At 40.7% G+C, this 22011-nt stretch carries 22 protein-coding genes; 8 read left to right on the top strand and 14 right to left on the bottom strand.

Annotated features, from left to right (window positions below; translation table 11 throughout):
- Window positions 1-148 precede the first annotated feature (148 nt).
- On the top strand, window positions 149-4933 hold the full coding sequence (locus tag LZZ85_RS00795) for a RecQ family ATP-dependent DNA helicase (protein WP_237868017.1): 4785 nt from the start codon (window positions 149-151) through the stop codon (window positions 4931-4933).
- Between the two features lie 8 nt (window positions 4934-4941).
- On the opposite strand, the gene LZZ85_RS00790 is transcribed toward LZZ85_RS00795, so the two are convergent.
- A complete protein-coding gene (locus tag LZZ85_RS00790) occupies window positions 4942-5109 on the bottom strand; it encodes a hypothetical protein (RefSeq protein WP_237868016.1) in 168 nt (55 codons plus the stop codon).
- A gap of 300 nt (window positions 5110-5409) precedes the next feature.
- Complete coding sequence (locus LZZ85_RS00785) at window positions 5410-5619, bottom strand: hypothetical protein (protein ID WP_237868015.1); 210 nt, start codon at window positions 5617-5619, stop codon at window positions 5410-5412.
- A gap of 419 nt (window positions 5620-6038) precedes the next feature.
- Here LZZ85_RS00785 and LZZ85_RS00780 point away from each other — a divergent pair, with 419 nt between their 5' ends.
- Together LZZ85_RS00780 and LZZ85_RS00775 are read left to right on the top strand one after the other, a co-directional pair.
- The gene (locus LZZ85_RS00780) at window positions 6039-6407 is read left to right on the top strand and encodes an immunity protein Imm33 domain-containing protein (RefSeq protein ID WP_237868014.1); all 369 of its coding nucleotides are present in this window, start codon (window positions 6039-6041) and stop codon (window positions 6405-6407) included.
- Complete coding sequence (locus LZZ85_RS00775) at window positions 6404-6880, top strand: hypothetical protein (protein ID WP_237868013.1); 477 nt, start codon at window positions 6404-6406, stop codon at window positions 6878-6880. Before LZZ85_RS00780 ends, LZZ85_RS00775 begins: the two co-directional genes overlap by 4 nt.
- 216 nt (window positions 6881-7096) lie before the next feature.
- On the opposite strand, the gene LZZ85_RS00770 is transcribed toward LZZ85_RS00775, so the two are convergent.
- The 10 genes from LZZ85_RS00770 to LZZ85_RS00730 form a co-directional block, all read right to left on the bottom strand.
- On the bottom strand, window positions 7097-7276 hold the full coding sequence (locus tag LZZ85_RS00770; RefSeq protein WP_237868012.1) for a hypothetical protein: 180 nt from the start codon (window positions 7274-7276) through the stop codon (window positions 7097-7099).
- A 282-nt stretch (window positions 7277-7558) separates the two neighbouring features.
- Window positions 7559-7804, bottom strand: a complete 246-nt coding sequence (locus LZZ85_RS00765; RefSeq protein WP_237868011.1) for a hypothetical protein — start codon at window positions 7802-7804, stop codon at window positions 7559-7561.
- Between the two features lie 195 nt (window positions 7805-7999).
- A complete protein-coding gene (locus tag LZZ85_RS28300; protein ID WP_255723909.1) occupies window positions 8000-8122 on the bottom strand; it encodes a hypothetical protein in 123 nt (40 codons plus the stop codon).
- Between the two features lie 756 nt (window positions 8123-8878).
- Complete coding sequence (locus tag LZZ85_RS00760; protein WP_349291731.1) at window positions 8879-9031, bottom strand: JAB domain-containing protein; 153 nt, start codon at window positions 9029-9031, stop codon at window positions 8879-8881.
- 27 nt (window positions 9032-9058) lie between these two features.
- Window positions 9059-10279, bottom strand: coding sequence for an ATP-binding protein (locus LZZ85_RS00755; RefSeq protein WP_237868009.1), 1221 nt, complete (start codon window positions 10277-10279; stop codon window positions 9059-9061).
- 224 nt (window positions 10280-10503) lie between these two features.
- Window positions 10504-10704, bottom strand: a complete 201-nt coding sequence (locus LZZ85_RS00750; RefSeq protein WP_432422752.1) for a JAB domain-containing protein — start codon at window positions 10702-10704, stop codon at window positions 10504-10506.
- A 74-nt stretch (window positions 10705-10778) separates the two neighbouring features.
- Window positions 10779-11207: a type II toxin-antitoxin system HicB family antitoxin gene (locus tag LZZ85_RS00745; RefSeq protein ID WP_237868007.1), complete on the bottom strand. Its 429-nt coding sequence runs from the start codon at window positions 11205-11207 to the stop codon at window positions 10779-10781.
- On the bottom strand, window positions 11200-11460 hold the full coding sequence (locus LZZ85_RS00740) for a type II toxin-antitoxin system HicA family toxin (protein WP_237868006.1): 261 nt from the start codon (window positions 11458-11460) through the stop codon (window positions 11200-11202). Before LZZ85_RS00740 ends, LZZ85_RS00745 begins: the two co-directional genes overlap by 8 nt.
- A 446-nt stretch (window positions 11461-11906) precedes the next feature.
- Window positions 11907-12440: a JAB domain-containing protein gene (locus LZZ85_RS00735; RefSeq protein WP_237868005.1), complete on the bottom strand. Its 534-nt coding sequence runs from the start codon at window positions 12438-12440 to the stop codon at window positions 11907-11909.
- A gap of 67 nt (window positions 12441-12507) precedes the next feature.
- Entirely contained in the window at window positions 12508-12981 is a 474-nt protein-coding gene (locus LZZ85_RS00730; RefSeq protein WP_237868004.1) for a JAB domain-containing protein, read from the bottom strand.
- Window positions 12982-13137: 156 nt separating this feature from the next.
- On the opposite strand from LZZ85_RS00730, the gene LZZ85_RS00725 reads away from it, so the two are divergent.
- Window positions 13138-13353, top strand: a complete 216-nt coding sequence (locus LZZ85_RS00725; protein WP_237868003.1) for a helix-turn-helix domain-containing protein — start codon at window positions 13138-13140, stop codon at window positions 13351-13353.
- Between the two features lie 260 nt (window positions 13354-13613).
- On the opposite strand, the gene LZZ85_RS00720 is transcribed toward LZZ85_RS00725, so the two are convergent.
- Together LZZ85_RS00720 and LZZ85_RS00715 are read right to left on the bottom strand one after the other, a co-directional pair.
- A complete protein-coding gene (locus LZZ85_RS00720) occupies window positions 13614-14675 on the bottom strand; it encodes a hypothetical protein (RefSeq protein WP_237868002.1) in 1062 nt (353 codons plus the stop codon).
- Entirely contained in the window at window positions 14668-15750 is a 1083-nt protein-coding gene (locus tag LZZ85_RS00715; protein ID WP_237868001.1) for a ParB N-terminal domain-containing protein, read from the bottom strand. The genes LZZ85_RS00720 and LZZ85_RS00715 overlap by 8 nt, the downstream gene beginning before the upstream one ends.
- 195 nt (window positions 15751-15945) lie before the next feature.
- On the opposite strand from LZZ85_RS00715, the gene LZZ85_RS00710 reads away from it, so the two are divergent.
- The 4 genes from LZZ85_RS00710 (at window position 15946) to LZZ85_RS00695 (ending at window position 21845) form a co-directional block, all read left to right on the top strand.
- The gene (locus LZZ85_RS00710) at window positions 15946-18642 is read left to right on the top strand and encodes an AAA family ATPase (RefSeq protein WP_237868000.1); all 2697 of its coding nucleotides are present in this window, start codon (window positions 15946-15948) and stop codon (window positions 18640-18642) included.
- Complete coding sequence (locus tag LZZ85_RS00705; RefSeq protein ID WP_237867999.1) at window positions 18639-19769, top strand: hypothetical protein; 1131 nt, start codon at window positions 18639-18641, stop codon at window positions 19767-19769. The genes LZZ85_RS00710 and LZZ85_RS00705 overlap by 4 nt, the downstream gene beginning before the upstream one ends.
- A gap of 77 nt (window positions 19770-19846) precedes the next feature.
- The gene (locus tag LZZ85_RS00700) at window positions 19847-20827 is read left to right on the top strand and encodes a DNA cytosine methyltransferase (RefSeq protein ID WP_237867998.1); all 981 of its coding nucleotides are present in this window, start codon (window positions 19847-19849) and stop codon (window positions 20825-20827) included.
- Between the two features lie 7 nt (window positions 20828-20834).
- The gene (locus LZZ85_RS00695; RefSeq protein ID WP_237867997.1) at window positions 20835-21845 is read left to right on the top strand and encodes a BsuBI/PstI family type II restriction endonuclease; all 1011 of its coding nucleotides are present in this window, start codon (window positions 20835-20837) and stop codon (window positions 21843-21845) included.
- The last annotated feature ends 166 nt before the right edge of the window (window positions 21846-22011 follow it).

Below are 22011 nucleotides of genomic sequence, written 5' to 3'. Positions count from 1 at the left end.
TGCATTAAATTGTGTGTTGAGCCAAAATGAAGAACTTATTTCGCCCTTTGAACGTAAAATTGATCCGTATCGCGATCCGTAAAGCCTTGAGTTCGGACTTGCATATAAAAATCCAAAAGCTTAACTTTAAACCAAACCCTTATCCCGCTTGAACTCCATCGCCTTTTTTGACCTGGAAGTCAATCCCTCCCATGACAAAATTGTTGATGCCGGCGCAACAGCTTCCGACGGAAAAAACTTCCGGGAAAATAACGCCGGAAAGCTGCTGACATTCCTTCAACAGTATGCGTTCTGGTGCGGCCACAACATTGTCGAACATGACCTGAAATACCTTACCGCAGCCACCGGTCAACAGATTACCGATTCACATCAGATCATCGATACACTCCTTCTTTCCCCGCTATTATTCCCCTGCAATCCATATCACCATCTGATCAAAGACGATAAGCTGGAATTAGAAGAGCGCAATAACCCGTTGCACGACTCCATCAAAGCCAAAGAACTCTTCTACGATGAGATCGATGCTTTCAAAAAACTCCCCGATACACTTCAACATATTTTTCACCATTTGCTGAAGGATAGCAAAGGCTTCGATGGTTTTTTCAGGTTTATCAACTTCAATCCATCGATCAGTACCGATCAGTTGCCGGCGCTGATCCACACATTTCTTAAAGAAAGGATCTGTGCCAATGCAGATCTTTCAACACTCATTCATCATGATCCGGTGACGCTTTCCTACGCCATTGCCCTCATCAATTGCGAAGATCAGCATCCTGTAACTCTCGGCTGGGTTACCCATCAATTCAAAGAGATCGAACAGGTCCTTGTTCAGCTAAAACATACCAGCTGTGCAGATGAATGCGATTACTGCAAAAATGCACTCAATCCCAAAACCGCTTTGCTGCGCTATTTCCGTTATCATCAATTCCGGCAATACGGTCAACAGCCGTTACAGGAGAACTCCGTCAGAGCAGCCATCGCCGGAGAATCACTGCTTGCTCTTTTTCCGACAGGCGGCGGTAAATCGCTCACGTTCCAGTTGCCTGCACTGATGGCAGGGCAGAATATACGCGGTCTTACCGTCGTCATTTCGCCGCTGCAATCACTGATGAAAGACCAGGTGGATAACCTCGCAAAAAAGGAGATCGTTCAGGCCGTAACGATCAACGGTTCCCTTGATTTTACTGAAAGAATAGAATCGGGTAAGCGTGTGGCGGATGGAGTGGCCAGTATGCTGTACATTTCGCCGGAGTCTTTACGCTCGGCAAGTATTGAACGGCTATTGTCCAAACGCAAGATCGAGCGTTTCGTTATCGATGAGGCGCATTGCTTCTCGTCATGGGGGCACGATTTCAGGGTGGATTATTTGTATGTCGGTGATTTTATCAGGCGCCTGCAGGAGAGTAAAAACCTGTCTTACCCAATCCCGGTATCCTGTTTTACCGCAACGGCCAGGCAAAAAGTGGTGGATGATATCAGAGAATATTTCAAAACAAAGCTGTCGTTGCAATTGAATGTGTTCTCTGCTAATGTTGGCCGGACTAATTTGTACTATCATGTTCATCCCATCAATAACGAAGACGAGAAATATCCTAAACTGAGAGAGCTGCTTGAACAGACGGATCGTCCCACCATTGTTTATGTTTCCCGCACCAAAAAAGCGGATGTGCTGGCGGAGAAACTTTCGGAGGATCATTTCAGCGCTCTTCCTTATCATGGAAAGATGGGCAAAGAGGTCCGCATCAAAAATCAAAACGCTTTTGTCTCCGGTGAGGTTCGGATCATTGTCGCGACCTCTGCGTTTGGGATGGGCGTTGACAAATCGGATGTGGCTACGGTGATCCATTATGATATTGCCGATTCGCTGGAGAATTATATCCAGGAAGCCGGTCGCGCCGGACGTGATGAAACGATGACCGCCAATTGTCATATCCTGTTCAACGAAGAAGATCTTGATCATCATTTTACGCTGTTGAATCAAACAAAACTTGATATAAAGGAGATCAACCAGGTATGGAAGGCTATTAAGGGTATAACGAAGACAAGAACTAGAATTTCTTATTCCGCATTGGAGATTGCGCGTAAAGCTGGTTGGGAAGACCAGGGAAGTGATATTGAAACAAAAGTAACCACATCAATTGCTGCGCTGGAAGAAGCAGGATATCTGAAAAGAACACAGAATTCAGCAAGGGTGTTTGCCACCAGCATCCTGAGCCAGCATGCAAATGAGGCAATTGCCACGATCAAAGCGTCGGCAACTATCAGTGATAAAGAAAGTGCGATCAGGATCATCCGGAAACTGTTTTCCAGTAAAAGCAAACGTCTTGCGACAGAAGAGCCTGCAGAATCGAGAGCAGATCATCTTTCTGATGTATTAGGCATTGAGGTCATTGAAGTTCTTCGGATCATTGAACAGTTAAAACAGGAAAAAATCCTGTCTGAAACGCAGGATCTGACGGCTTTTGTTCGAAAAACAGACACTTCCAGCAAAACGCTTGCTGTAGTGAAGAAATTCAGCAAGCTGGAATCACAGATCCTAGACAAGCTGGCAGATGGCAAGCAGGTTTGTAATTTAAAAGAGTTGAATGACCAGCTAGCGGAGCTGGATTGTTCTCCTGCGAGTATCCGAACGATCCTCAATTTCTGGGCTTCACGGAAGTGGATCACCAGGCATAATCTCGACCAATCCAAATATCATGTGATGCTCGAGTTCAAAAAAGAAAGAGCGGAGATCAGAAAGAAAATAGAAGAAAGGCATGCTCTCTCAGGCGCTATTGCAGAATACCTCGTGAACCGAAGCAAAGAGATCGGCGCAAAAGATGATAAGGAAAATGTGCTGGTTGATTTTTCGATGCAAGATCTGCGGGCAGTTGCAGACCGGGATATGTTTATCGGCTCTCCGGCTATGGACGATATCGAAGATGCGTTGTTTTACCTGTCGAAGATCGAAGCGATCATCATGGATGGAGGTTTCCTGGTTTCGTATAACCGGCTGACGATCGAGCGGCTTGAAATGGATAATAAGGTTCAGTACAAGAAAGCAGATTATGAAAAACTGCGCCAGTTCTATGAACAGAAAGTTCAGCAGATCCATATTGTGGGAGAGTATGCAAAGAAGATGATCGCCAGCCCGCCAGATGCTCAACGGTTTGCTGATGAATATTTCAACACTCCGCACAACACTTTTCTCAACAAGTATTTTGCCGGTAAACGTAAAGTTGAAATAACGCGCAGCATGACGCCGGGTAGATATGAGAAGCTGTTGAAAGACCTGTCACATTCTCAATTGGATATTATCAACGATCAGGAAAGTCAATACATTGTTGTAACTGCTGGTCCCGGCAGTGGCAAGACGCGAACATTAGTACACAAACTTGCCTCGCTCTTATTAATGGAAGATACAAAGCAGGAACATTTGTTGATGCTGACGTTTTCCCGTGCCGCGGCGACTGAATTCAAAAGCCGGTTGTTGAAATTGATAGGCCCTTCTGCCCGTCATGTGGAGATGAAGACATTTCACTCTTATTGTTTTGACCTGTTGGGTAAGATCGGCAATCTCACACAGGTAGATACTGTAATTCCCCTGGCAGTAGAAAAGATCAATAACGGAGAGATTGAGCAATCCCAGATCACCAAGACGGTGTTGGTGATAGATGAGGCGCAGGATATGAGTAAGAATGAGTATGGACTGCTTGAAGCACTAATACAGCAGAATGAAGACATGCGGGTGATTTTGGTTGGTGATGATGACCAGCATATCTACGGCTTCAGGGGGTCATCTTATAAATTCATGCAACAGTTTGCTATCGAAAAACAGGCTACAAAGTATGAGCTCCTCGACAATTATAGAAGCCGGAGTAGTATTACGCAGTTGATCAATCGATGGGCTGAGAAGATTCCGGACCGGCTTAAATCGAAGCCAATTGTTTCGGTGAAAAAAGAAGGTGGTCACATAAAGGTCGTTCAACATGCCGGGTCGGAGATGATCGTGCCGTTAGTGACGGCTATTGAAAAGCAAAGACCCGTGGGAACAACCTGCGTTCTAACAAAAACAAACCAGGAAGCATTGAATGTTGCAGGACTTTTGCGCAAGAAAGGATTGAAAGCAAAGCTGATCCAGAATACGGATAAGTTCAATCTGAATCAGCTTTATGAGCTGCATAAGTTCAATACGATGATACAATTGCTGGATGATTCGTCACCCATTGTAAGTGATGAAGATTGGGAGGCGGCTATCCTGCAGTTAAAAGAATCACTAGCAGGTAGTGAGCAACTGCCGCTTGCATTGAGCATGATTTACAAGTTCGCTGAAATCACGCCGGGGAAAAAGTATAAAAGCGATTGGCATGAGTTTGTTAGAGAGTCAAAGATTGAAGATTTTATACAGGGGGATAGGCAAACCATTCTTGTGTCGACGATCCATAAAGCGAAGGGAAAGGAGTTTGAGAATGTTTATCTTCTATTGGACGGTTGTGATATTACTGATGCGGATACGCTCCGTCTTTTATATGTTGGATTCAGCCGGGCGGAGAATGAACTGATCATCCACTACAATGGAACATATCTCGAGAACCTCGGTATCCAGGGAGCAGTGATTGAAAAGGATCCGGTCATTTATGCAGCCCCAGATTTGCTTTCGGTGCAAATGAGCATGAAAGACGTGAAACTGGGTGATTTTTCAGCAGTGCAATATAATCTTGCCGGCTGTAAAAGCGGTGACCTGCTGCGTCCGACGGCGAACGGGCTGGCGAAGGAGGCGGGAATTGAATTGATTGTTTATTCAAGGAAAATGCGTGCATTTTTAGACGAAGAACAAATGAAAGGCTATGTGGTGAACAGAGGAAAGATCAGTTTTCTGGTGTATTGGAAGAATAAGGAAAATGAGAAGGAGATATTGATTGCGTTGGCGGAAGTTGAAATGAAGAGGGGGTGATGGGTGATTTATGTGATAATAGCTATATTATCCGGGTATTGATGATGAGTAGACAATAAGAGGTACGGCGTTTTATTCTCGTATCTCCCACCGGCAAGTATTCCCGGTGATGCAGTAAATAGTGATTTTGTCTGATAATTCGTAAGGTTGTAAGTATGATTACAGAAATTTCCCATACAGGGAAAGTTGTAAATACGTTTACAACTTTTGAGAACGCTTACAAAAAACCTTCAGTATATTCCTAACACTAAGGATCATTGGTTAAGTTCATTCTTTAACAAAAGACAATTTAAATTTCAACTGATTCACCAGATCTTTAAAAAACTGAGTACAGATCCGTCTGGTATGAATGGAACAATGTTGTCCCTGATGCGATCAAAGGATACGCTGTCAATTTTCATGTTAGTAATCCGACGCAGAGCAGCTTCTGCCTGCTCTTTGTTTTGCGAGTTTTTATTACTGGATCCATTCCATGATCACAAGCTTTGGATTGTTTTTAAAAGCATAGATAAACTTTCTCTTTTCGGAGCATCGCTGAGGCAGGATTTCATCGTGTTGAAGTCAAGTTCACGCAGTAGTTCTTCATCCATCCGCAGATCATCGAGCAGGTATTCCTGCGTCTGCTTTTGGCTGCGCAGCAAGATGATTTTACTTAAAAGTGCCTTATCAGGCAAGTCTCCCGGCATCTTGTTCTTTTATCCTGCTGTGAAACTATAAAATCCATCATCGCTGATGATCATATCATCACCGGCACTTTCAGGTTGCGGCCCACGCGCTGGATTTCGTAGGTGACAGACTTATTCCTAAGCCACCCATCCGCTGTAGACAGGCGTAACAGTTTTCCGAGTTGATTATTCACCACGATCAGCTTCCCTGCCCTTGTATATGGTAGTTTGGTGAATACATGTCTACACCCGACATAGATTCCGGATCGGAGTTCGGGGGCAAGTCCATCAGTTGGGCCATTACGCGGTTCGCACTATTCCTGGAAATCTGTTTGACGACCATTCCGCAGGCGCAGATCCTGGATTCCCTACTTTATAATTAATTTTTTCATCAGGGAACATTACTTTAGAGTCCTTGAATTTTTCACTCAACTAGTAACATGACGTTTACTGAAGCTGACTTCAGGATCATCCAGCAACAAGTTTGCAGTAGTTACGGCGCAGCCTTTCTTGAATCTCCGTTCGACCATATTGTCGGCATTGCCCTCGATAGCTTTAAAACGTTTGAGATGCCGGTGAATGGGCTGCGCAATCCTTTAGAAGTTGCCGGCTATGCTGAATGGTATCTTTGGTGCGGAGAGTTTTCAGATGCCGATGATTTCTTTCAGCCGGTGCATGTTCATCATTTGTTGCAGCTTTGCCCGAAAGCAATACGCTATCTTGGTCTGGCGCCTGGGTGGAGGTTTTTGTTTGATAATGTTTATGAAGATGTTTGGTATGATGAGAACCTCCTGAATATCTCTTCGTGAATTTTTTATACAATATCGAATTGATGAATACGCTTCACATACAACAAAAATTGAAGGAGCTGCAACGAACCGTCAACTCTTTTGGATATAACTACGAGATCACCCTTGGCTTTGACGAGTTCTTACACTGTACCATGGGAGAGGGGGTCTTTACAAAGCTCAAGGGTACCTATCCGGCAATCGACATCCCGCAGTTGCATTTTTTACCTGTAACTGAAATGGAGTTTTGGAAGACGATCGATGAAACGCTACGGGCAGAGGGAGATCTGAAACCGCGGGGGCTTGAGAAGATAAGATTACTTGTCTCTGATCTCACGCAGACTATGGGGGCGCTTATTCCGCCAGCTTCAAAGTTTTATTATAGCGACTTACCCAATGGTATTCCCGGGTACCCGGTATGGTGGGATTTTAGTTTTGTGATCGAGACGACGAGTGGTGTTTGTTTCTTTATGTATGGATCTGCGTCTGACTAAGAAGTTATCGCCTGAGATTTTATTATCCTGTTATGTTAAATGAGTGGGCAATAATCTGTAACCAAAGAAAGATGAGTGCTATCAGCCAGTAACGGGATTTCTCCTGAGCTATAGGAGTTTGCATGTTGTTTAAAAATGGCAGCAAAATAGATTAAGTAATAATTGTTGTCAGCAGATTTGGATGAGGGTACGATCATATCGGGAGCAAGCGCGATCTCACTCTCCCACAGAATGCATCCAGATCAGGGTAATTGCAATTGGTTGCCAGTGTGAATCCGCAATTTTCAAATGTCCGCCGGAAGATCCGCTGATGTTGTCTTTGTATAGTACGTCACCTGAGATAAAGATCTCTTCCTCTTCAAACTCTTCATTTACCATTTCAATCAGTTCGTTCACTGTCGGAATGTCGATCGGGTCGGCCCCTTCCCAGCGAATACAGGACCTGTTTCATAATCCCAACAAAAATTACAGGAGCCGATCTGGCGGTAGAAATATTGCAATGATAGCGGGATATGGCCCGTATGGCTGACCTTTGATTGAAGTTCTGTAATCTATAAGTTCGTGTCAGTCGGAGGTGTTGTCAACGGTTTTTGCCAATCAAATTCAGGATTTGGTATGAACTGGTAATTGATAGCTTTTAATTCTTTGTGAATTTCATTGAGGTTGAGCCATGCACGGTTAGATGTTATTCTTTTGCAGCAGGTTTAGGTCATCTGAGATCTTGCGTCGGATATGTTCAACAACTTTAGATACCTGTGCTGCTTTGTAAGTAGTAATATCCTCCTTCGAAATCTTTCGGGAAGAAAGTTCCGTAAGTGCCACACTAACGGCAAGATCAGTATAGTCGAATTTATTGTCAAGGATCTCCAACAGTTCTTCGGTTGATAGCTTTGCGTATGTTTCCTTTAGTTCGTCGGCGGTCATGGGTGCTGTTATAAGGCTAAGATATTACATAAGCCCAATTTGAGAACCTATCTATGAGTAATCGTGGCAGGTGGATGGAAGTGCCACTCTTGCCTCATGTACATGATGCCTGCAGATAGTAGCATTCTCACACAAACCTCCTCCTTACCATCCTTCTCGTCTTTATCTTTCGAAAACTGCTTGTATTCATTTCCATCATTGCGTGCATGATCTCTTTCGCGGCAGCTCTGTCATCTCATCCTGCTCTGCAAAACTGTAATATCCGTCCTCTGTGATGATCACATAATCGATCACCGGTACTTTCAATTTATGGCCCATGCCCAGGAACTAGTCGAGGGCAGGCTCATTGTAGAGCGATGGTAGGTCCGCAGTAGGCCGGCAATACAGATAGTGGAGAGATACCGCAGAGATGTGATAGGTCACTGGTAGGTTCCCGGTAGAATAATGGTAAGACGTTAGTAAGACCCTGGTAGGACTTCAGTAGGATCTTAGTAGGTACTCAGTAGGTGTGTAGTAGGTGCACTGTAGGTGAGCTGTAGGTGATCAGTAGGTTAGCTGTAGGTCAACGGTTCAAAAAGTAATATAAGTTTTTAATTTTCAAGTGATTAAATGATTGTCGGTTTTTTACATGGTATACATAAAATTGAAAGCCAATCAGGTATGGCGGTTGCGTGTTGCGGGATCGCCGGACGTTCCTCTCAGGGTAGTGGTCAAGGGTTATTCCGGGGACTTTTTGTGATTGGTCTTGCGTCAAAAGACTGAGGCAACTGCAACTTCATTGGTGGCCCATGGTTGCATGAATGATCTCTTTCCGCGGCAGCTCTGTCGTTTGATGCTGTGCTATCGAAAGTATTATCCATCCCGGGTAATAAAGTCAGACCCGCAGGAAACTGTTGCAAAAAAAGCAACAGCTGAAAATATGGCCAGCCGCGAGCTGAGCCGGGGTAATATTCAGTCAACAAAGGAGAGATAGGATCAGCAGTTTTTTCCAAATTATTGTCGATTGGGCAAAGCGTCACACAAACCTCCTCATCAACATCCTTCTCCTTTTTATCCTCCGGAAACTGCTTGTATTCATCTCCATTGTTGCATGCATGATCTCTTTCGCGGGAGCTCTGACATCTGATCCTGCTCTGCAAAACTATAATACGCTTCCTCCGTAATGATCACATGATCGATCACCGGTACTTTCAATTCCCTACCTGAACGATTCAACTCTACCGTTATATAAATTGCGAAAAGGAGTTTTTTTTATCACACCTCATGAATATTTTTCATCTTCAAAAACTCCCGGATCTGCACATGCTTTATTCCTTCATGCGTATTTCCATCGAATTGCTCTTCGGTAACCACCATCTTTGGATAATTATCCTGGATGCTCAATAGGTTTCCAAATTCACGGTCAATCGTTGCCTGTTCCCCTAAGCGTAACGCGACCTGTACATAAGCTCGTTCTCCTCCCCGTTCACAAACAAAGTCTATCTCCTGCGTATTCAAGGCGCCGACTTTTACGTCGTACCCGAGGAAAAGTAAGTGGTTATAGACGACGTTTTCCAGCAGTTTCGCTTTATCCTTAATGTAGTACCCTGTAATCGCATTCCGGATGCCCGTATTCTCAAAATAGAATTTGCTTCCGATCTCGAAGATCCGGCGGCCGGCAATGTCATAGCGTTGTACGTCGTGGATGATGTGTGCGCTTGTCAGGTAAGAAGAGTATTGAAGTACCTGGTTATGCGCGAGATTGATGTGCTGCGATTTCAAAAAGTCGCTGATGCGTTTAGCCGAAAACAAGCTGCCGATATTATCTGCCAGAAATGAAACCAGCTTTTCCAGGAATTGGGTATTACGAATGGCGTAGCTACTTACAACATCCCTGTAAATGATCGTTGAGTAAACGCTTGTCAGGTATTCAAATACCTGATCGTTCAATGCAAGGTTGATCAGGTAGGGCAATCCACCGTATTTTATGTATAACTCTAATGATTCGTTGTTGTCTGCCAATTGATGGAAAAACAGGAATTCATTATAGGAAAGGCTGTAGATATTAAACTCAATATATCTGCCGCTGAGATAGGTTGCCAGTTCCCCTGAGAGCATATGGGCGTTATTTCCTGTTATGTAGAGGTCATTCAATTCATCCAGCAGTAAAGAGTGCAATGCTTTTTCAAAATCCTGTATATCCTGGATTTCGTCGATAAAGATGGCATTTCGGGTGGTGGGTTTGAGTAGAGACGTCACATAGCCGTTCAGATCTTTTGCAGTTTGTATGTTATCGAATTGGAGGTCTTCCTTATTGATGTAAATAAGGTTAGTGCCTGGCTGTTCTTCAAGGATCAGCTGCATGAGTTGATAGAGGAGATAGCTTTTTCCAACGCGTCGCTGTCCAGAAAGAACTTTTATAAGGTTCTTTCCGATATAGGGGCGTATTCGATCTACATAGGTATCACGTTGCTTTATGGAACAAGGAATTTTCATAGTTGTAAGTATGATTACAATTTCAAAGTCAAATTAAAAAGTTGTAAGTATACTTACAGTTTAATTGATTAGTTATAAATAAACGATAATTATATAGATAGATAAGTTGCTATTAGAGGATAGCGGAATGCCTATAATATAATTAGCAAATAATATGTAAACGTGATTACAGAAATGCTCTATATAGAGACAAGTTGTAAAACGCTTACAATTTTAAGGGATGGTCAAACAAACCTCCTCCTAACCATCCTCTTCCTCTTTATCCTCCGGAAACTGCTTGTATTCATTTCCATTGTTGCATGTATGATCTCTTCTCGCGGCAGCTCTGTCATCTGATCCTGCTCTGCAAAACTGTAATATCCATCCTCCGTGATGATCACATGATCGATCACCGGGATTTTCAACTCCCGGCCCAGCCCCCGCATCATGTCCGGGCCAGCTTATCAATTCTCCCGCTATGGATCTGTCTGCTGCCGGCGGCTGCATCAATTCTCCCGCGTCAAGAATTCTCATATAAAAGAAAACCCGCTATTAGAGCGGGTCCTATAAAAGTTAAAAACAAAAGAATGAAGTTTGTCGTTCGTGTATTAGGCGGTTTTGACAAAACCGTATCGATTGCATGTCGAACGAAATCATTCAAAGTCATATTTTTCAGGGCTGCATATCTGGCCGCCTGCCGATGCAAGTCGGACGGGATACGAACATTAAAACTTCCCTTGTAAGTCTTTTCCGGTTCTTTGCCGAGTTCTTCACAGGTCTCCAGATAATCATCCAAAGCTTCGTGAAATGCCTTTTTCAATTCTTTAACTGTGCTTCCCTCAAAATTCACGAGATCATTTATGCCAATGATCTTTCCATGAAACACTTCGTCTTCAGCACTGAAGTGCACCTCGGCATAATAGTTCTTGTATTGTAAAACATCAGTCATTTAATAACCCCCTCTCTTTTAAGTGAGTCACTACGTCATCGATCTGGTAGGACTTTAGAATATTTTGCGGATGTGGTTTATGCAGGCTAATCATATCCTTTTCCTTGTTTGCGAATTTCCGTCTCGATCCACCTGTTTTTCCCGTTTTCATCTCTATATATCCATAATGAGCCAATAATTTTTTAAGTTCTTCCCATGTAAAATCTTTGGGTCTGGATAACAATCTTTCTGTTAGCTTATCAATTTTTCCCATTGAACTACTTTATTACGCTGGTTACCGATTTTTTTGTTCATACATGATGTTTGAGTTTATGTGGGAAATTGTAACTAAAATCTAGTTGCAATTTACGCATCATTTTGGTGATTTCCAAAAACATAAACTCAAATTGTTCTAAACTCAATTCATTCCGCTGTCTTGAATTCAAGATGAATATTCTCTGTTTGTTGCAGCAAACGAATTATTCCTGATGGTATACTCTTTTCCATATTCATCCGTCACTAATGCTGGTTATACAGGAAAATAATTTTAGCATCACAAATTAGTGGAGGAGTAAAAAGCAAAGAAGGAAATGGAAGGATATATTTTTTGCGGTCTAAATGGAGATAGAGAAAGTTCTAAATTCAACACAGCTATGCAGCCTGGCAATACTTATGAAAGGCGTAAGTTCTTTTAATAGGCCAGAAATGCCAGGCCATCCTTCACACAAACCGCCTTCTCACCATCCTCTTCCTTTTTATCCTTCGAAAGCTGCTTGAATTCATTTCCATCGCTGCATGCATGATCTCTTTTCGCGGCAGCTCTGTCATCTGATCCTGCTCAGCAAAACTGTGATATCCATCTTCCGTGATGATCACATGATCGATCACCGGTACTTTCAATTCCCTGCCCAGGCGATTCAATTCTCCTGCCATGGATCTATCCGCTGCTGATGGCCGCAATAATCCTCCGGGGTGATTGTGCGCGATGATCAGCCTCACCGCTCTTTTCTGCAGCGGTGTGCTGAAGAGTTCCATCGGCTCGATGATCGCGCGGTTCACACTGCCCATGGTGACGAGTTCGATGTGCAGCACTTTACTGGCGGAGTCAAGGCTGATGGTCCAGACATGTTCGCGGTTGCGGTGGGGATAGGGCGTGGCGAGCAGAACGGGCTGAAGGAGGGAGAAGACATCGGCGGCGGAGCGGATGTAGTGGTTAGCTGTTTCGATAGCGGTTATCGGTTGATCGATCTTCATGGGTAGGTTGTTTAATTGGTTCGGGAATCAGGGATTGATTGAATGTTCTTATGAGCAAGCAGCCGGATCACTCCATCGCCAGGACACTGTTGAACATGATGAATTTTCTTGTCTGCATCTTCTCGAATTCACCACCATCCTTGAAGCTGTAGAATTCAGTTTCGGAAATGATCAGGTGATCGAGCAATTTGATATTCAGGAAGCGGCTGGCTTCCACGAGTTTTTCTGTGGCGGTGATGTCGGACCGGGAGGGCTTTAAGCTGCCGGCGGGATGGTTGTGCGCGACGACGATCGACGCTGCACGTCTTATCAAGGCGCGATGAAACACTTCCATGGCATCGATGAGGACGGTCTGCTGGGTGCCGAGACCGAGGAGTTCGAGGGTGCGGACGGTTTGGGAGTGATCGAGACACATGAGCCAGAGGTGCTCGCGATCGCGGTCGAGTTTGGATTGGCGGAGGAAGGCGGGTTGGAGGAGGTGGAAGATGTCGGAGGAGGTTTGGATGTGGAGGTTTTGCTTTTGATTGAGACGGATTTGCATATGAATAGGTGTTTTATAGTTAATAAAGTCTTTAGTAATTTAAAGAAAGTCTTAACTAAATTAAAGAAATTCTGATATCGTATAAAATAAAAGTTCAGAAATTCTTAACTTTTTTAAATTAGTTCTTTAAAAACGTTTAAAAAAATTTGAGCGTCGATGACGAAACTTGGTGAGTATTTGATATCGAAGTCTGTTAATAAATCTGAAGTTGCAAGGAAGACTGGGCTTAGTAAGCCGCGACTAAGTGAGTTGACGCTGAATCACTCGGCTAAATTAAGGGCAGACGAGTTGTATTTAATTGCACTGGCAATAGACGTAAATCCAGGTGATTTAATAGTGGCCTTATATAGCGATTTAAAGCTAAAAAGGTAATTAAGTGGAATTATTTAAAGTCTACTCGCCATCATGCCGCGATCTTGACCACTTTTGGATGTGGGAGCCATTTTTTTTAAAAGAAGAAATCTAAATCATAGTATACAATAATCAGAAAAAACCTCCACTCTATTTAACGCGAATTTCACGATTATTAAATAGAATGGGCATTAAATAAATTACAAATTTAAACGATCGAATTGTTCTGATTTTTTCCACATATTTTGATCCAAATGAAAGTAGTGATATTAAGACTTGAGCTAATTGTAAACCTTATCCTTAACCTTTGACAAATATTCTAGTACATCGTAGCATGGCAATGACGTAAAAAAGCTTTTGTTGTGTTGGAAATGGTATAGCAATCTCTGCCGATCTAATAACACACACTCTCCAATATCTGTTTCTCTTTGCCAGTGACCCTCACAGTTTCTGAAGCTAAAGGGGATGAAAGTAAGATTCACGGGTGGGACGGAAATTCGAATTATAGATAATAAGGATTTAGCTCTGTTTAGATAATTTTGATCCACCCAATCTAGAGCGTAGAAAATTTGTCCAGTATAAGACAACAAATGATTCTGAGAATCGCCATTTGAAACCCAAGCAATCAAATCAACGCTATTGACATTTTTCTTCTTTTTTAAGTTTCCTTTTTTTCCCTCATTAATGAGAGTCTCATGGAGGTGCTTACTCAACTGCTCAAGTCTGTCTTCTTGTTTTCCTTCAAATATATTATTAGAAATACTAGCAGATGATGGTTTAAATAAATGGGCTTCAGCTCTAGTTGGCAATAAAGTTTTCAAAACAAGTAGGCAAAAAATGTCAAAACTTGAGATAAACAAATCTTGATGATTTCCGATGTAGTCTAATGAAGATGTGAATAATAAAAATGCGTAGTATTTATTTTTAATGTTCAGGTGCTTATTTCGGTAAAGTACACGTTTGTTACTTGAAATTGTAAAGGGATAATTTTTAAAAATATGTACCCGTGATTCGAGAATCCTGAAACAATCCTCAGCAAATCTTTGTCTCATATCACTTCGATAAGCTCGGTCATTTAAGACCGAATGATTAACTTCTTCATCATCGTACTCATCGTTTACAAGGTGGGTTGTATAATCTACAGTTGAATTCTTTGTAATGAAAAAATCATCATAATCCTTGATACAGTCAAGGAACTCATCTCTTGAGAAAGTTTCGTCCGGATTAAAAAAACATCGAAGTTCGATGTAGTCTGCCCAGCGATGCAGGTCCAGACTATCTAAGGAAGGGAGCTTTTTTAATCTGTTCAAAAATGTAGTATCGAAGTTATTTTTTCTACTCACGAATTTTTGCTTTAATTAACGTTTTCAAGTCTTGGCTAATCTTGATGATATCATCGACCACCATCAGCATTGTTGCGTCTGGTTTAAAGTTAGACATCTGGTCTCTTGCAATCTTGACGTTGTCAATTGCTTTATTTATACTCTTGGCAAATATCACAGCAGGTACACCTGTTAGGAGAACAGCTTCATGTAAAGGACGACCAGCCCGAAAAGCCTTAGTAGCATAATTATTTGAAAGAACCGCATCCAAGTCTTTCAAGAATCTTGATTCAACTAACCTTGTTTCATTATTGTCATCTTTTGCAAACATCCATGAAGTCAATTCCTCTAATTTTTTGACATTAATACTTTTAGACGGATCATCCGCATCAGGGTCAATGCCAATAAAATGCGCGATATTTTTGCGCCCAGTCGCATTATAAAGAACTCCAAACTCGACACTGACCTCATTTAACCCTTTAATATTGAAGAAGTTATTTTTCTCTATTAAGCTATACACTTTCAATCCAGAAAGGATGTTTCGGACATAACTAGTACTACTTCCGATAATTTTAGCTAGAGTCTTAAATTCTTCTTGTTTGTCTCTGATTTTCAGACTTATCCTTAAAGAGTTAAGATATTTTGCCTTGGCTAGTGCATCCCATTCTTTAATGCCAGTAATATGGCGATAGCCGAGGTATATAAGCAATTCGTCTTTTGTATCGAACAGGATAGAGGGTATTTTCTTTGTTCTTTTTTTTGCATCTTTTGCTGCCTCAGCTACTGAGTTTTTCTTCGTGACTGCGAGCGCAGGAGTATTTAATAGTTTTACTGCAGCTAGTCTCCTGTTTCCTTCCACTACCTCGTAGAAACCCCTTTTCTTAGCGCTTTTGACTATTAACAATGGCTCCGCCATAAAGTATCCTTTCTCTCCTATAGACCCCATCAATTCAAGGACATTTTCATTCAAAAGCATCCACTCAAGAATTTCTTTCTCCTTATTATATCCTTTAAGGCTGCTTGGCAGCCTTGGATTATCAGGATCAAAAATTAATTTTTCGACTTCAATCGATTCTATAAGTAGATCAGCATTCATATCAATAAATTTAGCAGTAAAGGATGCCGAAGCCCGGACGTTCAGAAATTAAGATACAAATTATTGTGCAATGCAGTAAAAAAGTTGTTGTCAGTCACTATTTTATATATTAGCTATTGTAACTTAACTTTATTTTTATCAGTATTTGCCCGCATTTAGATACGTCAGATAATTAATATCAACCCCGGCATGACAATGTCCAACATAAATATCAACCAACCGAATACAATTATCCCGTGGTACGAGGCATTTGGATATGTGGTGGAAGGGCTTGAATTATTTCGTAAAACCTTCCCCAAACACACTGAAAAGGAATTATTTCATCTTTTCAATGAAAGCGAAGAGTTCAAGACAAAAAATTCTTGGTTGAATAAATTAGGCAATCTTAAAAAGCGCTTTCTTGACCCCATTCATATTTTCGCTAGTCTTAACAACTCTAAAAGTAGCTACGAACAAAGGACCGAGCTTGTCAAAACAACATTATTATTACTAAGGCAACCGATAAGATTTGAAAAAATTGATTTTTCGGGTTGCCCTGCACCAATTATTGTTTCGATAGTTAGCCCTCGTGAGCTGAGGGAGGTTGAGCAAATTTGGAAGTTGTTTGATCAATTAAGACTTTTGAAAAAGGCGGCATTAACAAATGCTCTGTTCGCCCAGATTAAGTCGTGGAACGGAGTCGGAATTGCCTCATTTACCATTTTTCTTTTTTGGGTCGACTCTTTAAACTTTTTGAGTTTGGACAAGAACACAGTAAGCCTACTGCACCTATATCATAAATTTTCAGATGATAACTTCACCCGAGAAAAGTATTTGGATATACTTGAGAATAAAGAGACAAATCTATATCGGAATTTAGTTCGTCTAGCAATTGACTCAAAGTTCATTGATAAGCTCTCGGATGAAGACCGATTCGATTTGGAGCAGTACTTAAATATAAGTTTTACAAAGTCGGGTAAAGAAGTAATTGACGCGAGAAGTGATTTCAAAATTATTGCAATTCGCCCATTAAAGGGATGTTCTGTCAAATTTCGTAAAGTTCTTGAGGCGAATAAATATTACTACTTTTATTCTGATTATGTTATACGAAAAAGTAGTGTTGAAAATACTTCTCAGAACGTCGTGCCCAGCATATACAATGTCAATGATATAAAAGTAAATATCTCCGCAATCGCAGGTAAGAATGGGACCGGGAAAAGCTCCATTAGCGAACTGCTGATAGTGATATTGAATAATTTAGCTATTCGATTTTTGCCAGGACAGTATAGCTCTGAATTTGTGTATGTTCCAGAAATAGCTGTAGAATTGTTCTTCAAGACTGATTCAGTCTATAAAATAATTCTAGACCGAAATACATTGGAGGTTTACAAATACATGTCCCAAGATGAAAATTTATACACCCGACCTCGAAAGCAAAATCATTTCGAATTGAATGATTTTTTTTACAGCGTTTTCATCAATTATTCACAATTCGCTCTTAATGAAAATAATGTCGGTCACTGGTTACGTTCTCTTTTTATTAAAAACGACGCATACCAGACACCAATTGTTTTGGAACCGAAAAGGTTGAATGGAAATATTGATGTTAATAATCAACAGAAATTACTTGCTTCAAGATTGTTAAGTAACCTTCTTCAACCTGATATATCCAACGATGACTTTTCGTTTCGGCAAATTACCCCAACATTGCGAGCAGAGAAGCTGATTTTCAATCTTGACGAGTCTAAGGTTTCTTACCTATTTAGAAGAAAAGAAAATGATGCGGTACCATTCGAAGCATTGGAAGATTGTGAAAGTTGTTTAGACATTTTATTTCGGAAATTCGGAATAAAAGGCGTCTCTGCAAAGATTAAAGACAGGCAACTTGTTATCTCTATTGCGAAGAGATATATTCTCAAAAAATTAGTGAGCATTGCAAGAAACTATTCTCAGTACAAACATTATTTTGATGAACAAAAGGTCAAGCTTACCGATTTTGCTGAATTTTTATCGGAACTGAAAGCTAACAGAAGTCATATTACATACAAGTTGTGGCAAGCTATCTATTTCATAAAATTTCGTTTTGTAAAATGTAATACTGGCTACACAGTTGAAGAACTATCTTTTGCAATTGAAAAAATAAAATTTAGCAGCCGCGCTGAAAAGTTTCTAACAACAGAGTTAATTCCTCCGCCGTTTTTAACTTACAATCTTTTTTTAACTCGACGGATTTCTTTCGAATCCTTGAGTTCGGGAGAAAAGCAAAGAATTTATTCCGTCCAGTCAATTTTATACCATATCAAGAATATTGATTCGGTCGCTGATCAGGAAGGGTTGATCAGATATAACCGTATAGCTGTTATGCTGGATGAAATTGAACTCTATTTTCACCCTGATTATCAACGAATTTTTATTGCTCATCTTTTGGATGCTCTGCGGAGAATAGATTTGTATAGGATTTCGGGAATACAGATATCGTTTGTAACTCATTCTCCTTTTATTCTGTCTGACATACCTCGACAAAATATACTATTTCTAAGAAGTAAAGAGGACGTTGAACTTACATCAAATTTAAAAACATTTGGGGCAAATATTCATGAGTTGTTGGTTAATGGATTTTTCATGGATCACACTCTGGGTGAATATGCGTTAAAAAAAATTAATCAAATAGTCGACTTTCATAAGAAAGTAAGTCTTGCCAAATTATCTGAACTTGATGACTTGAAATTTCAATATGAGCAGCACCGGAATACATTCAGCTTCATAATCGACAATTTGGGGGAGGAATACATACGCAAGGTTTTAGAGAACCATATAGAAGAAATTGAAGCAAAGCTTTCTGACAAAAGGTTCATTCAAAACAAAATTCGATTGCTCAAGAGCGAAATCGATAATTTGAATAGGAAATTATGATCAAGATTGAATATCCTGCAACAAAAAAAGAAAGAGATTCATTGCATGATTCTTATATCAAAAGTTTTGACATTAAGAATTTAAATCTCCAATTAAGAACTTTCTTCGCAACGAAGTCAAACCTTAGTAAGTTCAAGAGTTACACGGCATCGAGTATTTTATTGCTTCCGATTGGCAAATTGATTAAGTTATCACTTGATCTTAATAGCGCTATGACGACGGCCCAGGTTCAAAAGTTGAAATTGATATTTAATTATGATGGAGAAGATACTCGATATACTGCAAAGCTGCAACCTACAATCGCCGATTTTTTCATGAATGCTTCTGCATTGAATATTTCTAATTGCTATTTCTGCAATGTAGATCATATCTATTCTTTTAGCGATGTAGGAGATTATCAAGGAGCCTACGATTTCTATCAACGGGCAACTCTTGGTGAACTGCAAAAAATCAAAAATATAGGCAAGCAAGCTGCAATCAAAATTGATGGACACAGAAGAGCTGGGGGGGATCTGAATAATTTGCCGCTTAGCGCCAGCCAGCTCCAAAATCTAAAAAGTCTAGATTTCATTTCCTCCAAAAATCATTTCACACTTGATCATATGCTCGACAAGGCAACCCATCCAATAGCAGCTCTCTCTCTTTATAATTTTGTCCCAAGCTGTTATAGCTGCAATTCTAAGTTTAAGAAAAAGATTGAACTTGTTAAAACCGTTGCCGATGAAATGATCAGCCCTACTTCCGCGCAGTATGTCTTTCCATCCTCCGTTCGATTTAAAATTTTTTTTCCGTTAAAACCGGGCTCTAAGTATATGAACATAAAAAAGCTGAATGATTTCGTACTGAGTTTCGAAATAGATAGAAATGCGCTGGTATATGAAGACTATATTGCTGCTTTGAAATTGCGTGCGCGTTATGTCTTTCATAAGCAAGAGGTTTTAAAACTAATAGATAAACGGAAAAGGTATAGCGAATCGCAGCTGAAGGAGATCGCAAAAATTACCGGTAATGCAATTAATCAGGTGAGAAAGGACATTTTCGGAGAGGAGTTATTTGAGTCTTCAATTTCAGGGCCCCTCTCAAAGTTAAAGCGAGACATTTCTAAAGAGATCGGTATTACAAAATGACCGGATGTTTTCAAGCCGCTTGATTCTAAATTCTTTAGTATTTTCGCTTTTTTTCATACCTTTGTTAAAACCTATTGATGAATTATATCTCTTTAATTAATAAAACGTTACAACCTGCAATTACAGAGAAGGCAACAGTACTTGATTTGTTTGCTGGCTGCGGAGGGTTGTCCTTAGGTTTTGAAGCAGCAGGATTTAAAACAACTGGGTTTGAAATGAATCCAGATGCGGCAGAGACATACCGTAAGAACCTCAAAGGTGATTGCTACACTGAAAAGTTGGATTTGAATTTCGAATACCCTAAAGCGACAGTCGTTATTGGCGGACCACCTTGTCAACCATTTAGTGTAGGAGGGAATCAGAAAGGTATTGAAGATACACGTAACGGATTTCCTATTTTTATAGATGCTATCCGAAAGGTTAAACCTGCAGTTTTCTTATTTGAAAATGTAAGAGGATTACTATATGCCAATAAGTGGTACTTTGAAATTTTGTTAGAACAGTTAAAAGATTTGGGGTACTTGGTCGATCATAAGTTAGTAAATGCGGTGCAGTATGGTGTTCCCCAAAATAGGGAGAGACTCGTAGTGGTTGGCCATCATTCAACATTTACATTTCCTGAAGCTAGCACAAAGAAAGTCACAGTTGGTGATGCAATATCAGATTGGATGACGAAGGCTCCTTTAGGCAGTAAATTTCTTACACCCGCTCAAGATCTTTATATAGCGAATTATGAAAAAGCATCTTCTTGTGTAAACCCCCGTGATCTTTATCCTGACCGTCCGTCGCGTACACTGACTTGTCGGAACCTTGCTGGTGCTACTGGTGATATGCATCGTGTTAAGCTCCCTGATGGCAGGCGAAGGCGTTTACTTGTTCGAGAAGCAGCTCGCCTTCAAAGCTTTCCCGATAACTTTCAATTTTGCGGGGCTGAAACTAGTCAGTATTATCAGATTGGTAATGCTGTGCCTCCGTTATTAGCTTTTAAGCTCGCGACTGCAGTTAAAGAATGTTTAGCAAGTAAAGCTATAACGATACGAAAATCTGATAAAAAATAGGCCGGGCATGAAGGACTATCTTTTAAAATCGAAAAAATCTCCAGCTATTCACAAAATCCTCAATGAGGCATTGGATATTTTAGAGAGTGTGGGAATACCATTTTCTGGTAAAAGTGAACGTGCTTTGGAAAATATGGCGATGGCGTTTCTTGCCGTAGTAGGCATTTCTTCTAACTGGAAAGAAGCAATGGGACAAGCGGAAAATCGACATCTTACAACTCGTGCAATAATCAAATACATAAATGAGCATTTTGAGGAACAAAGATCTTTTGGCTCTTACGATGATATACGTGAGCATCTGAAGTTGCCCATACTTGCGGAACTTGTACTTAATAGCGCTGACAACCCCAGTGCAGCTAAAAACGATCCAACCCGTGGATATACGGTAAGCTCTGACTTTAAAGATTTAATAGTTCATTACAAATCTGAGGAGTGGGGTATTAAATTAAAATTATTTGTAAAAAATCGGCCTAATCTTTCAGAAATTTTACTATCCCCACGTGATATACCAAAAATAAAGATAAAACTACCTTCTGGTCACACTTTGGAATTTTCACAAGGAGGGCATAATCAATTGCAAAGGGAGATAATTGAAGAGTTTTTGCCGCGTTATGGAAATGGCTGTGAAGTTTTATATGTGGGCGACGCCGCCAATAAATATCTACTTAAGAATGACGATCGTTTGCTGGAGCTTGGTTTTTTTGACATGCGGCAGGGTTCGTTGCCAGATATTGTTGCTTATGACGCTTCTAAAAATTGGCTTTATTTAATAGAAGCATTCTATAGTGCTGGCCCAATGAGTGACGAGCGAATATTTGAGCTAAAGCAGAAGTTGCATGGCTGTACTGCTAGCTTAATATTTATTACTGCTTTTATCTCAAAAGCCGCGTTCCGTAAAAACGTGGGGTTGATAGGTTGGGAGAGTGAAGTATGGACCGCTGATAACCCAGATCATCTCATTCATTTTAATGGTGATAAGTTTTTTGGTCCATACAAAAATGTTAATCTAGAAACGTAGTAAATACGTTATACGTCTACGTAGCAGCTTAGAAGTGGTAGTGCAATAGGAGTTGCTTGAAATCAAGGTCAATTTTTCTTTTTGGTGATACCCGATATTTTCGATTTATATCAAGCGAAAGAACTTAGGGGAAGATTAATGTTTACGACGCTCTCAGAGTTGCGAG

This window comes from Terrimonas ginsenosidimutans, assembly GCF_022012415.1.
GTDB classification, from domain to species: Bacteria; Bacteroidota; Bacteroidia; order Chitinophagales; family Chitinophagaceae; genus Terrimonas_A; species Terrimonas_A ginsenosidimutans.
The sequence above is the reverse complement of the archived record's forward strand: the minus strand, read 5'-3'. Positions and strand labels throughout refer to the sequence as shown.

Coding starts and splice junctions, on each gene's coding strand:
- LZZ85_RS00790 (WP_237868016.1), bottom strand. CDS start 5,109: ATGGGAAATTTCTGTAATCATACTTACAACCTTACGAATTATCAGACA.
- LZZ85_RS00785 (WP_237868015.1), bottom strand. CDS start 5,619: ATGCCGGGAGACTTGCCTGATAAGGCACTTTTAAGTAAAATCATCTTG.
- LZZ85_RS00780 (WP_237868014.1), top strand. CDS start 6,039: ATGACGTTTACTGAAGCTGACTTCAGGATCATCCAGCAACAAGTTTGC.
- LZZ85_RS00765 (WP_237868011.1), bottom strand. CDS start 7,804: ATGACCGCCGACGAACTAAAGGAAACATACGCAAAGCTATCAACCGAA.
- LZZ85_RS28300 (WP_255723909.1), bottom strand. CDS start 8,122: ATGGGCCATAAATTGAAAGTACCGGTGATCGATTATGTGATCATCACA.
- LZZ85_RS00755 (WP_237868009.1), bottom strand. CDS start 10,279: ATGAAAATTCCTTGTTCCATAAAGCAACGTGATACCTATGTAGATCGA.
- LZZ85_RS00750 (WP_432422752.1), bottom strand. CDS start 10,704: ATGCGGGGGCTGGGCCGGGAGTTGAAAATCCCGGTGATCGATCATGTG.
- LZZ85_RS00745 (WP_237868007.1), bottom strand. CDS start 11,207: ATGACTGATGTTTTACAATACAAGAACTATTATGCCGAGGTGCACTTC.
- LZZ85_RS00740 (WP_237868006.1), bottom strand. CDS start 11,460: ATGGGAAAAATTGATAAGCTAACAGAAAGATTGTTATCCAGACCCAAA.
- LZZ85_RS00735 (WP_237868005.1), bottom strand. CDS start 12,440: ATGAAGATCGATCAACCGATAACCGCTATCGAAACAGCTAACCACTAC.
- LZZ85_RS00730 (WP_237868004.1), bottom strand. CDS start 12,981: ATGCAAATCCGTCTCAATCAAAAGCAAAACCTCCACATCCAAACCTCC.
- LZZ85_RS00725 (WP_237868003.1), top strand. CDS start 13,138: ATGACGAAACTTGGTGAGTATTTGATATCGAAGTCTGTTAATAAATCT.
- LZZ85_RS00715 (WP_237868001.1), bottom strand. CDS start 15,750: ATGAATGCTGATCTACTTATAGAATCGATTGAAGTCGAAAAATTAATT.
- LZZ85_RS00710 (WP_237868000.1), top strand. CDS start 15,946: ATGTCCAACATAAATATCAACCAACCGAATACAATTATCCCGTGGTAC.
- LZZ85_RS00705 (WP_237867999.1), top strand. CDS start 18,639: ATGATCAAGATTGAATATCCTGCAACAAAAAAAGAAAGAGATTCATTG.
- LZZ85_RS00700 (WP_237867998.1), top strand. CDS start 19,847: ATGAATTATATCTCTTTAATTAATAAAACGTTACAACCTGCAATTACA.
- LZZ85_RS00695 (WP_237867997.1), top strand. CDS start 20,835: ATGAAGGACTATCTTTTAAAATCGAAAAAATCTCCAGCTATTCACAAA.